We start from the raw sequence: 13,540 nt of genomic DNA, 5'->3' as shown, positions 1-13,540 counted from the left end.
ACCACGTTACTGCGCTCAATTCGAAAGCGCTTGAAGTTGGCCAAACGGCGGTATTTGTTATGTTGGGGGTGCGGATGGTTATGAAGGAATGGACCAAAATCTACCGTTTGTGTGGTGCCATCCGAAAAACTTAGTCGTAAGCGAAGTTCACCTACGTGTTCTGCTCCTGTTACTGCCAGTGTTCTCATCCTCTTTGACGATTTAAGCCAACACGCCTGCCTGTGCCAGAATCCCCCAAACGTTGGTAATGCTGCATACGCGAACATCTTTCCGTAACCAGTAACTGTCGGCCTCAGGCGTAAGAATCAGGGTTTGTTCCAGGCCGAGGTCTATAATGGCCTGCGTGTTTCCGCGTGTTAGATTGGGAGCGTTGGAGTACCGAATTTCCAGCGCAACAACCGGCTTACCTCCTTTCACCAGCAGCAAATCTAATTCGGCTCCATTTTGCGTTCGGTAGTAATAGGGAATTACGTTCTGGGCCAGCCGCGAAATAATTTGCTGCACAACATAGCCTTCCCACGACGCTCCCAACAACACACTCCCCGATAACGCATTGAAATCATCGATGCCCGTTAGCCGATGAGCCAGGCCGCTATCGCGCACAAAGACTTTGGGAGCCTTCACCAATCGTTTGCCGATATTGACAAAGAAGGGCGGCAACCGACGAACCAAATAAGCATTTTCCAGAAAACTGATGTAGTTCTGAACGGTTGATACGGACAAATCAAGCGAACGGGCTATATCGCTGTAATTTAGCTGTCCCCCCTGAATACCTGCCAGCATGGTCAGCAAATTACGAACGGTAGAAGCCGGAGCCGATAAACCCAGGTCGGGCAGGTCGCGCTGTACATAGGTTTGAATAAAGCTATCCATCCACAATTGCCAAATCGGTTCATTCGGCGCTTGCAGCGCATCGGGGAAGCCGCCCCGTATCCAATGATCGCGGTAGTTGTACTGCGCTTCTATTTCCAACAGATGTAAAGGGGCAAGTTCAAGATAAACAACCCGGCCCGCCAAGGTTTCGGATGAATTCTTGAGTAAGTCCGGCGACGCAGACCCCAACAGGACAAACCGACCCGGAATCCGGTGCTGATCAATCAAGGATCGCAACAAGGGAAACAACTGGGGCATACGCTGAATTTCATCCAGCACGACCACCTTATCCTGATTAGCCTGGAAAAAGAGATCGGGCTCCCGTAGCCGATTTTGATCGGCAAAATATTCCAGATCCAGATAAATAACCTCTTTTTCGGAAGTACTTAGCAGTATTTTGACCAACGTTGTCTTGCCTACCTGACGTGGGCCCAATACGGCCACAGCCGGGAAATAGCTTAGACTCGTTTTCAGTAAGTTTTGTAGATGACGGGCAAACATTAATCAAGTAAATTTCCAACAAATATATAAATTTACTTGATTAATCCGCTAAACCAGCGCCCGCAGGCTCTCTACGACCTCCTTAACGGCCCGAACCGTTTGCGTAACATCGGCTTCCGTCGTGAACCGCCCCAAACTAAACCGCAGGCAGGAAAAAGCCTCGGTTTCGTTCAGGCCCATCGCCAGCAACACGTGCGAGGGATCAATGGAAGCCGCCGTACAGGCTGAACCGTTGGAAACGGCAATACCCTCCAGCCCCATAATGAGGGCGTCAGAATCACAGTTTTCAAAATAAATGTTGGTGGTGTTGTACAACCGGTTAGTTCTGTCACCGTTAACGCGGGTGCCGGGAATGGTCAGCAATTCGGTTTCCAGTTGGTCGTGTAAAGACGCAATACGTTGCGTCTCCTTTATGTCGGCCACCGGTGCCAATTCGGCTGCCTTTCCCATACCCACAATGCCCGGCACGTTCAGGGTGCCACTGCGCAGGCCGCGCTCGTGCCCGCCCCCGTGCAACAGGGCTTCCAGTTTTATTTTATGCGGACGCCGTTGGCGGACAAACAGGCCACCAATGCCTTTTGGACCGTAGAACTTATGGGCCGAGAAAGTGAGCAAGTCAATATGGAGGTTATCCACATCAATCGGCAACTTACCCACTGCCTGCGTGGCATCGGTCATAAACAGAGCACCGGCTTCGTGGGTCAGTCGGGCAATTTCCTCAATCGGCTGAATGACGCCCGTTTCATTGTTCACCCACATCACCGACACCAGAATGGTATCCGGCCGAAGGGCCGCTTTCAGGTCGTTCAGGTCAATGAGCCCCGCGCCGACGCTTCCAGCGGGTCGAACAGGCAGATACGTTACCTCATAGCCGCGCTTTTCCAGATACAGACAAACGTCGAGCACGGCCTTGTGCTCGGTTTGCACGGTGATAATGTGTTTGCCCCGACTTTGGTAATTTTCAGCAACTCCTTTAAGGGCCAAATTGATAGCCTCGGTAGCCCCTGACGTAAACACCAGTTCGTGGGTTTCACAGCCCAGCAAATCGGCCAATTGCTGCCGGGCCTTTTTCACCGCTTCGTGGGCCGATACGCCAAACGGGTGCGTACTAGCCGCATTGGCGAAGTTGTCGGTCAGAAACGGCATCATCGCGTCCAGCACACGGGGGTCAATCTTTGTGGTGGCGTTATTGTCGAGGTAAATCATATACGAAAATAGGGAGAAGGTAGGAAAGGAAGAAAGGAGAAAGCCGAAGTCCCCAGGGTCGGTTGGGTAAACATACCCACCGGGGCGATGTTTGAGAAACAGCCCCTCTATAATCAGTTTTGTGACCATGAATGTAACAAACCAGGCGTCGTTGCCCCCCAACAAATGGCTTGTGCTGGCAACGCTGGCCTTCGGTACGTTTATGGCGACGCTCGACAGTAGTATCGTCAACATTGCCCTACCAACCATCCGGCGCGAGCTTAACGCGGGCGACAGTGTGGAGTGGGTAGTGCTTAGCTACCTGCTCACTACCACCAGCACCCTGCTGATTATGGGCAAACTCTCCGACTGGCTCGGTCGGCGGCCCATGTACATAACCGGTTTCGTCATTTTCGTGCTGGTCTCACTCTTGTGCGGGCTATCGTGGAGCAGTGCATCGCTCATTGGGTTTCGGGTAGTGCAGGGGCTGGGTGCGTCGATGCTGTTTGCCATCGGTCCGGCCATAATTTCGGATACGTTCGCGCCCCACGAACGCGGTCAGGCCCTGGGGCTGATGGGGGCTGTGGTAGCGGCAGGCTCCAGCACCGGCCCGGTAGTAGGTGGTTTGCTGCTGGGCCAATTTGGCTGGTCGAGCATCTTTTTTGTCAATGTTCCGGTTGGGCTTATCGCTATCTGGCGGGCGTCGGTGGTGCTGCCTCCGAGCCCAAAACAAACGGGGCATAGCTTACGCCAGTTCGATCTGGTAGGAGCGGGTTTGTTTCTGGTGGGCGTAACCACCTTACTCACGGGTCTTGATTTTGGCCCCGAACCGGACTACGGCTGGCGGCATCCGGTCGTATTGGGGTTAATGGGCTCGGGCGTGGTACTGCTTACGGGCTTTTTCATCTGGGAAAATCGTACTCCACTGCCCATGCTTCAGTTGAGCCTGTTTCGGATTCGGCCCTACACCTCGGCCATTGTGGCGGCCTGGTTGGGCTTTGTAGCCTCGGGTGGCAACCTGTTCGTGATTCCGTTTTTCTTGCAGCAACTCCTCGGCTTTACCCCCCAGAAAGCCGGGCTGGTGTTGCTGGCAGGTCCACTCACCCTGAGCATTGTGGCTCCTATTGGAGGTTACCTTTCCAGCCGGGTCAGTACGCGGTGGCTGGCCAGTACGGGGCTACTGATTACGGCCTCAGGTTACTTTGCGTTTTCGTTTCTGAGCACCGACTGGAGCTGGCACGATGTGGTGTGGCGGAGTGGGCTGGTGAGTCTGGGGTTTGCCCTGTTTCAGTCGCCCAACAGCAGCAGTGCCCTCAATGCGGCTCCGTTGGGGCAACGGGGCATTGCCAGCAGTATGATCGCCTTTATGCGCAACATGGGGCTGGTGATGGGCATTGCCGTGGCTGCGGCTGTTTGGTACAGTACCCGGAATGGGTATGCTCAGGGAGCACACATGGCCCCCACCGATGCATCCGCGCAACTCGCCGGTATGCGCGCCGTGTACTGGGTACTGAGCGGGCTGGTGCTCACGGCGGCTATGGTGTCGCTTGGGCGCGGGTCGTTATCGCCAGACAAACCCCGGCCCGACGGGGTTGAAGAGCAACTCAGTACGCCCGTCAGCTGAAAAGCATACACACCAAAAAGCCGCGTCCGAACACATCCGACACGGCTTTTCCATTGTTACAAGTTAGGCAGATTATAGTTTTGGGGGCCAATACCGTACGTTATTGAATTCCAGCACGATTAACCAAAAACTACAAACCCAAAACTATACACGTACCATTACCCCCGGCGATACGGGCCACCCGGCCGACGGCCGTATGATTGCTGCGCATCAAACAGGCGGTCGCGTTGGGCGGAGGTCAGCACGGCGAGCATATCCTGACGCTTGCGCAATTGCAGGTCGCGGTAAGCGCGGGGTGTCAGCCGTGACGTGCTCATCATCCGGTCGTACTGGTCTTCAATTTTGTGCAGTTGCTTCTCCTGACGGCGCGACAGGCCAACGATAGCGTCGATCCGGTCAATTTTCAGTTCTTCGCGGTATTCATCACGGGCATCGTTGTACTGAGGTTGCGGTCCCCGGCGGTCTCGATTATCGGGATAGCCGTAACCGCGATGTTGGGCAAACGTAGCACCCGTGGTGAGGGCCATTAACAGGAAAGCGGCAGCAAGTGTCTTGTTCATGAGTATTGGTTGTGTTTATGTGGTATTTGTCTCTTGGAGGGCAAAACCCCGGCAAGGTTTAACCGGGGGTTGAAAAAAGCTCCGGTTAACCGGGAGGGAGGCTCATGAAAGCGCTTCATTTACCCAATCTCATCCATCCGGCACAGAGCCGTTTGGGGCATTTCAGGCCTTCAGAAAAAACCCCGTCGGTGCGAGAACTCCCTCTATCCTTCTCCTTGTTGTTTTCTCGCCCGTATATTTGCGGCCAAATCAATTGGCTTTCATGCACGACCCGCTCGCAACCACCCTCCTTACGCTTATACTGCTACTGCCTTTTGCGGGTTTTTTGGGCGTTCGGATGAGTTCGCAGCAGGTGGCCGGGCCACTGGCTATCGTACTCACGGGCATTGGCTTACTCCTGTCGGGGGTGGTGCTGGTTGGTACCACCGCACCCGCCGTTCCGATTCTGACCGAATGGCTCAACATGTCGGGGGTATCTATTCCGATTGGTTTCCGATACGACGGCCCCACGGCCATTATTCTCGTCTTGGCCCACTTTGTGGCCCTGCTGGTGCAGGTTTATTCCCTCTCCTACCTGGATACCGACGCCGACAAGCCACGCTACTTTGGGTATCTCCAACTGTTTGTCGGAGCCAAAGCGGGGATTTTGCTCGCCAGTAATCTGATTGTCATGTACGCGTTCTGGGAGCTGGTGGGACTGGCCTCTTACCTACTCATTGGGTTTTGGTACGAAAAACCACAGGCCGCCCGGGCCGCGCAAAAAGCCTTTTTATACAACCGGGTGGGCGATGTCGGTTTCCTCATCGGGATACTGCTCACCTACCGGCTCTTCGGCACGGTGGAGTTTGCCCAACTCACCGCCGAAGCCCCTACCTACGTGGGGCTATTGCTCTTTATGGGTTGCATGGGCAAATCGGCGCAGTTTCCGCTCATTGGCTGGCTTCCCGACGCGATGGAAGGCCCCACGCCCGTATCGGCTCTGTTGCACGCGGCCACCATGGTAGCGGCCGGCATTTTTCTGCTGGCCCGCATTCACCCGTTGCTCTCGCCCGATGCCCTCGTTGTAATTGCCCTCATCGGCACCATCACCACCCTCTGGGGCGGCTATTCGGCCTTGTTCCAGACCGACATCAAAAAAGTACTGGCCTTCTCAACGGTAAGCCAACTGGGGCTGATGGTAGCCGCTATGGGTACCGATAACCTGAACGGGGGCCTGTTTCACCTGCTCACCCACGCCTTTTTCAAGGCCGGACTGTTTTTGGGAGCCGGGGCCGTGATTCACGCCCTGCACACGCAGGATATGCGGCAGATGGGCGGTTTGCGCCGGTCGATGCCCGTCACGTTCTGGGCTTATACCATCTGCGCGGCCGCATTGGCGGGGGTGCCGTTTGGGTCGGGTTTTCTGTCGAAAGAAAGTATTCTGGCCGGGGCCTTTGCCTGGGCCTCCGGGCAACATAGCCCACTCGCCTACACCATTCCGATAGCCCTGCTGCTCTCGTCGGGGCTGACGGCCCTGTACATGGTCCGGCAGGTACGGCTGGTGTTTCTGGGTGAAAGCCGGGCGTCAGCCAACGCGCATCCGCACGAGCCCGACCGGCTGTTGCTGGGGCCAGTAGTGTTGCTGGCGGTTCTGTCGGCCTGGATTTGGTTTTCGCTCAATCCACTGTCGGCGCACAGTAGCTGGCCCGATACCCTATTTTCGGCCGGGCAACTGGGCCAACCCGTCAACTCGGCCGCAGTGCCCCATGCTGTACCCGTTTGGCTGGCTCCGCTTTCCATTGCACTGGTGGCACTGGGCGGCTGGCTTGGCTTCCGGCTCCGCGACCCGGCCCCCGATCAACTGGCCGTGCGGGCTTCGGTACAGTACGGCTTCCTCGACGAGTTTCTGAACTGGCTCGTCGTGCAGCCCGTGGTCCGGCTGGCGCATGGCCTCTACCGGGCCGATGCGCGGGTGGTCGACGGGGCGGTGAACAGTGGCGGAATCGGGGTGGTTGTGCTGGCGCACGTCGCCAACGCCATCGACCGGTTTGGGGTTGATGGGGTAGTCAATGGCGGGGCCTGGCTCGCCAACCGATTGGGCGGACTGACACGTTCGGTTGGGGGCGGGCGCGTACAATCGTACATCACGGCGGCCGTCGTGGGATTGTTATTATTGATTTGGTGGTTGGTTTAACGACGCGATATGCTGCTCTCTTTACTGATATTTCTTCCGCTGATTGGTGCGCTGGTCATTGCACTCCTGCCCGACACCCTGCGTTCGCAGTTCCGACTGATTGCGCTGGGCGTAACCGTGGCCGAACTCCTCGTCAGCGGGCTGGCTTACGCGGCCTTCGACCCGACCAACCCCGGCTATCAGTTACTCCAGCAAAGCGACTGGATTACCCTTGCATTGGGTAGTATCGGCTCGGTTTCTATTGATTATCTGGTTGGCATCGACGGTATCAGCCTGCCGCTGGTGATTCTGTCGGCGGTGGTTATGCTGGTGGGGGTGGTGTCGTCGTGGAACATCGGCGAGCGGCAACGGGCGTACTTTTCGCTGTATCTGCTCCTGACCGGCACCGTGATGGGCTGTTTTGTGGCCCTCGATTTCTTCCTGTTTTTCCTGTTCTTCGAGTTCATGCTGCTACCCATGTACTTCCTCATCGGGTTGTGGGGCGGCCCCCGGCGCGAATACGCCAGTATCAAGTTTTTTCTGTACACCCTGCTCGGCTCGGTGCTCATTCTGCTGGTGATGATTGGGTTGTCGATGTCGGTCATGGACCCGGTGAGTACGGCCCTGGCCACGGGCCTCATCAACAGCCCCGAACTAGCCGACACGAACATAATCCGGCTCATTCAGGCCCAACTGGCCAACGGGCAGATTGACCCTGCTCAGATTGTGCATACGTTTGATTTTCGGTACCTGAGCGATGGCGGCAACTACCTGCCGAGTGCGTTTTTGAGTCTTTCGGGCGAAACCCTGCCGCTCGGTATGCCCGCCCGGATGCTCGCTTTCTGGGCCGTTTTTATCGGGTTTGCCATCAAACTCCCCATTGTTCCGCTACACACCTGGCTACCCGACGCCCACGTTGAAGCCCCCACGCCCGTATCGGTGGTGCTGGCGGGGGTGCTGCTCAAAATTGGGGGCTACGGCTTTCTGCGGATTGCCTGGGGCTTTTTTCCCGATGGCGGGGCCGAGTACGCCCGCGTACTGGCGGGACTGGGCGTACTGTCGATCATCTACGGCGGCCTGAATGCCCTCGCGCAAAACGACGTGAAGAAAATGATTGCCTACTCGTCGGTTTCGCACATGGGTTTTGTGTTGCTGGGGGTAGCCGCACTCACGCCCGAAGGCATCAACGGGGCCATTTACCAGATGGTGAGCCACGGGGTACTGTCGGCTATGCTGTTTCTAATTGCTGGGGTGGTGTACGACCGCACCCACGACCGGCGCATCGATTCGTACCGGGGTCTTAACAAAGCCATGCCGCAATACGCCACGCTGACAACCGTCGCCTTTTTCGGGTCGCTGGGCTTGCCGGGGTTTTCGGGGTTTGTGGGTGAGCTGTTTACCCTGATGGGCAGTATGCAGTCGGCCTGGTTGCCGGGCTGGTTTACGGCTGCGGCTACGCTGGGTATTGCTCTGGCGGCTGGGTATTTTCTCTGGACGCTCCAACGCATGTTTTTCGGGCCGTACTGGAGCCGGCACGAGGCCACTACTCTCCCCGACCTAACCCCCCGCGAGCGACTGCTGCTGATACCACTCGGTTTGCTGGCATTGGTGCTGGGGCTGTTTCCCAACCTGATTTTCAACCTGACCCATGCGTCGGTGAGCGAGTGGCTCAAGCGGTTTCTGGTTAGCTGATACCCGCTCCCCTCAGCCCTCAACCGCCGTCGAAACGTTTGTCAACTATGACCCCACCGATTCATAAAATTGGCTGGCGAACGGCCTGCTCCTTAGTGATTGCCAACATGGTCGGCACGGGCGTATTTACGAGTCTGGGCTTTCAGCTGGCGGCCGTGCAAAACACCTGGTCTATTTTATTGCTCTGGACGCTGGGCGGGGTGCTGGCCCTGATCGGGGCGTTTACTTTTGCCGAGCTGGGTACCCACTATCCCGACGAAAAAGGGGGCGACTACGTCTTTATTTCCAAAGGGCTCCACCCCTTGCTGGGGTATTTATCGGCCTGGGTGTCGCTGGTGGGTGGCTTTGCGGCCCCGGTTGCCATTGCAGGCAAAGCCATGGAGTCGTACCTCGAACCGTTTGGACTGGCCTACCCGCGTCTGCTCACGGTGGGGCTCATTCTGGTCATTGGCGTTATTCATTCCATTACCCTGCGTCACAGCAGCCTGTTCCAAAACGCCACTACGCTTATCAAAATGGCGTTTGTGGGCGTGGTGCTGGCCATTGGATTTTACGTAGCCCCGCTGGCTGGCAACGCCCTCGACTGGGGCAGCGGGTATCAGCAGGAAGTGTTTACAAGCCCCTTTGCCGTTTCGTTGTTGTACGTCACCTACGCCTACACGGGCTGGAACGCGGCCGCCTACATCGTTTCCGAAATTCGGGAGCCGGGGCGCAACCTGCCCAAAGCCCTGTTGCTGGGTTCGCTGGTGGTCACGGTGCTGTACGTGGCCCTGCAACTGGTGTTTTTGCGGCTGTCGTCGGTTGAGCAGCTGACCGGTCAGGCCGACGTGGCCGTGGTGGCTTTCGGCGGGCGGTTTGGCGATACGGCGGGCCGCTGGATTAGCATTGGCATCGCTTTTCAGCTGGTGGCTACCATGAGCTCATACATCTGGATTGGGGGGCGCGTTACGAGCCGCATGGCCCGCGACTTCCCGCTTTGGTCTTATTTTCGGCACGAAAACAGCCATCATATCCCCGTTCGGGCCATCTGGTTGCAGATTTTGCTCACGTTGGTGCTACTTTTTTCGGGAACGCTGGAACAGGTTCTACTCTGTACATCGTTTGTTCTGCAACTGATGGGGACACTGGCCATCGCCAGCCTGCTCCGTACCGAACGCCTACCCACCGACTTCCCGAGCCCGTTTCGCCCCTGGTTACAGTGGGCCTACATTGCCTTCAGCCTGTGTGTGCTGGGGTTCATTGCCTACGACCGACCGATAGAAAGCTTTACGGGGCTGGGGATTGTAGGAGTTGGTAGTCTTACGTACTGGATAAAGCGGCCTACGGCTTAGCTGAAAGGGTTGTGCGAGCCGACAGGGTTCCCGGTCAGGTATGGATCATTCTCAACCAACCGATGAAGCACGTATTCTCCGTTCTTTTATGGCTTATCTCGCTGGGAGCGTTTGCCCAGCAACCCGAACTCCGGGGCCAGGTAATCGACGCCACCACCAACTCACCCCTGCCCGGTGCTACTGTTCAGGCCACCGGCAACCGGGGCGCAGCCGCCAATGAGGAGGGGCAGTTTACCCTCCGCGTGGGCGCGGGCGAAACCATCACCGTATCGAGCGTGGGCTACACTACCCAGCGCGTAGTGGTACCGGCCGGTGGCTCCCTCACCGTTGCCCTGCAACCGGGCGAAAACCTCCTCGAAAACGTGGTGGTGGTCGGGTCGCGGAGTAGCTCACGCACGGTGCTCAACTCGGCCGTTCCGGTCGATGTGCTGCCTGTGGGAACGTTGCAGCGCACCCTGCCCCAAAACGACCTGAACCAGCTGATGACCTACGTGGCCCCGTCGTTCCAGTCGAACCGGCAGTCGTCGTCCGATGGTACCGAACACATCGACCCCGCTTCTTTGCGCGGCCTCGGCCCCGATCAGACCCTCGTGCTGGTCAACGGCAAACGGCGGCATACCACCTCACTGCTCAACAATCAGGGCACGTTTGGCAACGGCACCGTGGGCACCGACCTCAACGCCATTCCGGTTTCGGCCATTGAGCGTATCGAGGTTCTCCGCGACGGGGCTTCGGCGCAGTACGGCTCCGACGCCATTGCGGGGGTTATCAACATTGTACTGAAGAAAAACACCAACGCGCTGGAGCAACAGCTCACGGGCGGCATCACCAAAGTAGGCGATGGCAAACTGCTGCGCTACAACGCCAACTACGGTACGGGACTGGGCACTAAAGGCGGCTTCCTGAACGTCTCACTCGAAGCGTACACCCGCGAAGCCACCAGCCGGACCCAAAACCATAACCTGCTGCTGTTCGATCAGTCGGCGCAGGGCAACTTCTTCGCCTACGATTTTACCGACAACCCGGCGGCCTCGCGCGCTATCGACGATCAGATTCTGGCGCAACGGGGCCTGACCCGCGACGATTTCAACTTCCACGTGGGCGACGCGGGCATTAAAAATGCCAACCTGTTTGCCAACCTGAGCCTACCCTTGGCCAACGGGAAAGGCGAGTTTTACGCCTTCGGGGGGTACAACTACCGGCGTGGAGAGGGCTACGGATTCCGGCGGCTGCCCAGCTCATCGAACCAGATGGTTTATTCCATTTTCCCGAATGGCTTTCAGCCCAACACCCTTTCCGATATTCAGGACCGATCTATCGCGGCTGGCCTGCGGTACCGGCTGGGCGAGTGGCAGATGGACCTGAGCAATACCCTCGGCAACAACCGGTTCGACTACGGGGTGAGCAATACCGTGAATGCATCGTTGCAGCAGCGCTCTCCAACGGAGTTTAAGGCTGGGGGCCATGCCTTCACCCAAAACACGGTCAACCTCGACTTTTCGCGGTATCTGAAAGGAGTGGCCAATGGCCTGAACCTCGCGCTGGGGGCTGAGTTCCGGGCCGAGCAGTACCGAATCCGGGCGGGGCAGGAAGAAAGCTGGCGCAATTACGGGCTGCAAACCGCGCCCAACGGCGAAGTGACCAACCCCTCAGGGCTGGCGGGCGGAGCGCAGTCGTTTATCGGTTTCTCACCCGCCAATGCCGGTACGTTTGGTCGGCAAAACATAGCCCTTTACGCCGACACCGAGCTCGACCTGACCAGCCGTTGGCTGGTGAGCGCGGCTGGCCGGTTCGAGAACTACACCGACTTTGGGAGTACGTTCAACTACAAACTGGCGTCGCGGTACACCGTTACCGACGGGTTTAACCTGCGCGGAGCTTTCAGCACAGGATTCCGGGCCCCCAGCCTGCACCAGCAGCATTTTAGCTACGTGAGCACCACCATTCTGAGCAATGGCCGACTGGGCAATACGGGCTTTTTCACCAACGACTCCCCACTGGCGCAGGCCCTCGGCGTGCCCAAACTCGCGCAGGAAACCTCGCGTAACCTGAGCCTCGGCTTCACCTTACGACCGAGCAGCCAATTCAGTCTGTCGGTGGATGCGTACCGGATTCGGGTCGAAAACCGGATCGTACTGACGGGTCTGTTCGGCTTCGATCCGTTTGGCGAGCCTGTACCGGCCATTCAGAACCTGCTGTTACCGTTTGAAGCGAGCGGAGCCCGGTTCTTTGCCAACGCCATCAACACCACCACGCAGGGCATCGATGTGGTAGCCACTTACCAGAACACCCTCGGCAAAGGTCGTTTCAACGCCACGCTGTCGGCCAACCTGAACCGCACCTTAGCCGACGATCAGTTCAACGTACCGGCCCGGCTCGAGGGGCAGGAAGATGTCTTTTTCAGCCCCAACGAACGCGGCCTGATTGAAACCGTAAACCCACGCCAGAAAGTAAACCTTCTGCTGACGTACTCCCTCGGCCGGTTCAGCGCTACGCTGGCAAACATCTATTTCGGCGAGGTAACCCGCAACGGCTTCCCGTTTGGCCCCGTTCAGACGTTTGGCGGCAAGGTGGTTACCGATGTGTCGGTGTCGTATAACCTACTCAAGAACCTTACCCTCACGGCGGGGGCCAACAACCTGCTCAATGTGTACCCCGATGCACAGGCCTACGGCAACAGTTACTTTGGCGTGTTCAAATATGCCCCGGTGCAAATGGGCATGAACGGGGCTTCGTACTTCGTTCGGATCACGTCGGTACTGGGTAAATAAGAGGGACCGCCGGGCTTGCCATTCGCTCACAAACGTCAACCTTTGCCAAGTACTCTTGTTGTTTTATAGAATAACCAAAGACAACGATCATGGCAAAGAAACACAAGCAGTCGAAAGCCAAACTGCCGGCGATGGCGCAAGTAGAGCCCATTCCGAGCGGATCGAGTAAGATTAACGTGGGCGATAGCGAACGGGTCCTGTCGGTGGCAGGTGGTGCTTTATTGGCTACCATCGGTATCCGGCAGGGCGGTTTTGGTGGCATTTTACTGGCCGTACTGGGCAGCACCATTGCGTACCGGGGCGTGTCGGGGTATTGCCCGGTCAGTGATATGATGGGCCGCGACACCTCGGAAGCCAAAACCCAAACCGACGTAATCGAGATAGCCCAGGTTGTGACAATCAACAAGCCCCGCGCAGAGGTGTACCAATACTGGCGGCAGCTCGAAAACCTGCCTACGTTCATGACGCACCTTCAGTCGGTCACACAGATCGACGAAAAGCGGTCGCATTGGGTAGCGCCGGTTCCGGGTACCGAAAAATTCGAAAGCTTCGGCAACATCGAATGGGATGCCGAGATTACGGAGGAAGTAGAAAATAGCCGATTGGTGTGGCGGTCGGTGCCGGGCGCGAGCATCGACAACGCGGGGGAGGTTCGTTTCACCGATGCCCCACAGGGACGAGGCACCGAACTGCACGCTGTAATCAAGTACCGGCCACCACAGGGTGTCATTGGTGAGTTGGTCTCCAAACTCCTCAACCCGGCCTTCAAAAGTATGGTCGAAGCCGACATCCGCCGATTCAAACGACTCCTCGAAACGAATAGTGTACCGGTTTAAAGGGAGGAAGGATAA

General features: G+C 57.3%; 9 protein-coding genes. 6 read left to right on the top strand and 3 right to left on the bottom strand.

Annotation, left to right across the window (positions count from 1 at the left end; genetic code table 11):
- Window positions 1-201: 201 nt before the first annotated feature.
- Both RUDLU_RS0117465 and RUDLU_RS0117460 read right to left on the bottom strand, forming a co-directional pair.
- The gene (locus tag RUDLU_RS0117465) at window positions 202-1,374 is read right to left on the bottom strand and encodes an ATP-binding protein (protein WP_019989699.1); all 1,173 of its coding nucleotides are present in this window, start codon (window positions 1,372-1,374) and stop codon (window positions 202-204) included.
- A 48-nt stretch (window positions 1,375-1,422) separates the two neighbouring features.
- Window positions 1,423-2,580: a cysteine desulfurase family protein gene (locus tag RUDLU_RS0117460; protein ID WP_027303166.1), complete on the bottom strand. Its 1,158-nt coding sequence runs from the start codon at window positions 2,578-2,580 to the stop codon at window positions 1,423-1,425.
- A 127-nt stretch (window positions 2,581-2,707) separates the two neighbouring features.
- Here RUDLU_RS0117460 and RUDLU_RS0117455 point away from each other — a divergent pair, with 127 nt between their 5' ends.
- Window positions 2,708-4,183 (top strand): MFS transporter, encoded by a 1,476-nt coding sequence (locus RUDLU_RS0117455; RefSeq protein WP_019989697.1) that lies wholly within the window; start codon window positions 2,708-2,710, stop codon window positions 4,181-4,183.
- 158 nt (window positions 4,184-4,341) lie between these two features.
- On the opposite strand, the gene RUDLU_RS0117450 is transcribed toward RUDLU_RS0117455, so the two are convergent.
- Window positions 4,342-4,743, bottom strand: a complete 402-nt coding sequence (locus RUDLU_RS0117450; protein WP_019989696.1) for a hypothetical protein — start codon at window positions 4,741-4,743, stop codon at window positions 4,342-4,344.
- Between the two features lie 262 nt (window positions 4,744-5,005).
- Here RUDLU_RS0117450 and RUDLU_RS0117445 point away from each other — a divergent pair, with 262 nt between their 5' ends.
- The 5 genes from RUDLU_RS0117445 to RUDLU_RS0117425 all read left to right on the top strand — a co-directional run bounded on the left by RUDLU_RS0117445 (window position 5,006) and on the right by RUDLU_RS0117425 (window position 13,525).
- Entirely contained in the window at window positions 5,006-6,916 is a 1,911-nt protein-coding gene (locus RUDLU_RS0117445; protein ID WP_019989695.1) for an NADH-quinone oxidoreductase subunit 5 family protein, read from the top strand.
- 9 nt (window positions 6,917-6,925) lie between these two features.
- The gene (locus tag RUDLU_RS0117440; RefSeq protein ID WP_019989694.1) at window positions 6,926-8,587 is read left to right on the top strand and encodes a complex I subunit 4 family protein; all 1,662 of its coding nucleotides are present in this window, start codon (window positions 6,926-6,928) and stop codon (window positions 8,585-8,587) included.
- 47 nt (window positions 8,588-8,634) lie between these two features.
- Window positions 8,635-9,918, top strand: a complete 1,284-nt coding sequence (locus tag RUDLU_RS0117435) for an APC family permease (RefSeq protein ID WP_019989693.1) — start codon at window positions 8,635-8,637, stop codon at window positions 9,916-9,918.
- A 62-nt stretch (window positions 9,919-9,980) separates the two neighbouring features.
- The gene (locus RUDLU_RS0117430) at window positions 9,981-12,689 is read left to right on the top strand and encodes a TonB-dependent receptor (protein WP_019989692.1); all 2,709 of its coding nucleotides are present in this window, start codon (window positions 9,981-9,983) and stop codon (window positions 12,687-12,689) included.
- A gap of 89 nt (window positions 12,690-12,778) precedes the next feature.
- Window positions 12,779-13,525 (top strand): SRPBCC family protein, encoded by a 747-nt coding sequence (locus RUDLU_RS0117425; RefSeq protein WP_019989691.1) that lies wholly within the window; start codon window positions 12,779-12,781, stop codon window positions 13,523-13,525.
- Window positions 13,526-13,540 lie beyond the last annotated feature (15 nt).

Origin of the sequence: Rudanella lutea DSM 19387, assembly GCF_000383955.1 — a bacterium.
Classification (GTDB): Bacteria; Bacteroidota; Bacteroidia; order Cytophagales; family Spirosomataceae; genus Rudanella; species Rudanella lutea.
Note: the sequence above shows the minus strand (reverse complement) of the source record. Positions and strands in the feature narration are given on the sequence as shown.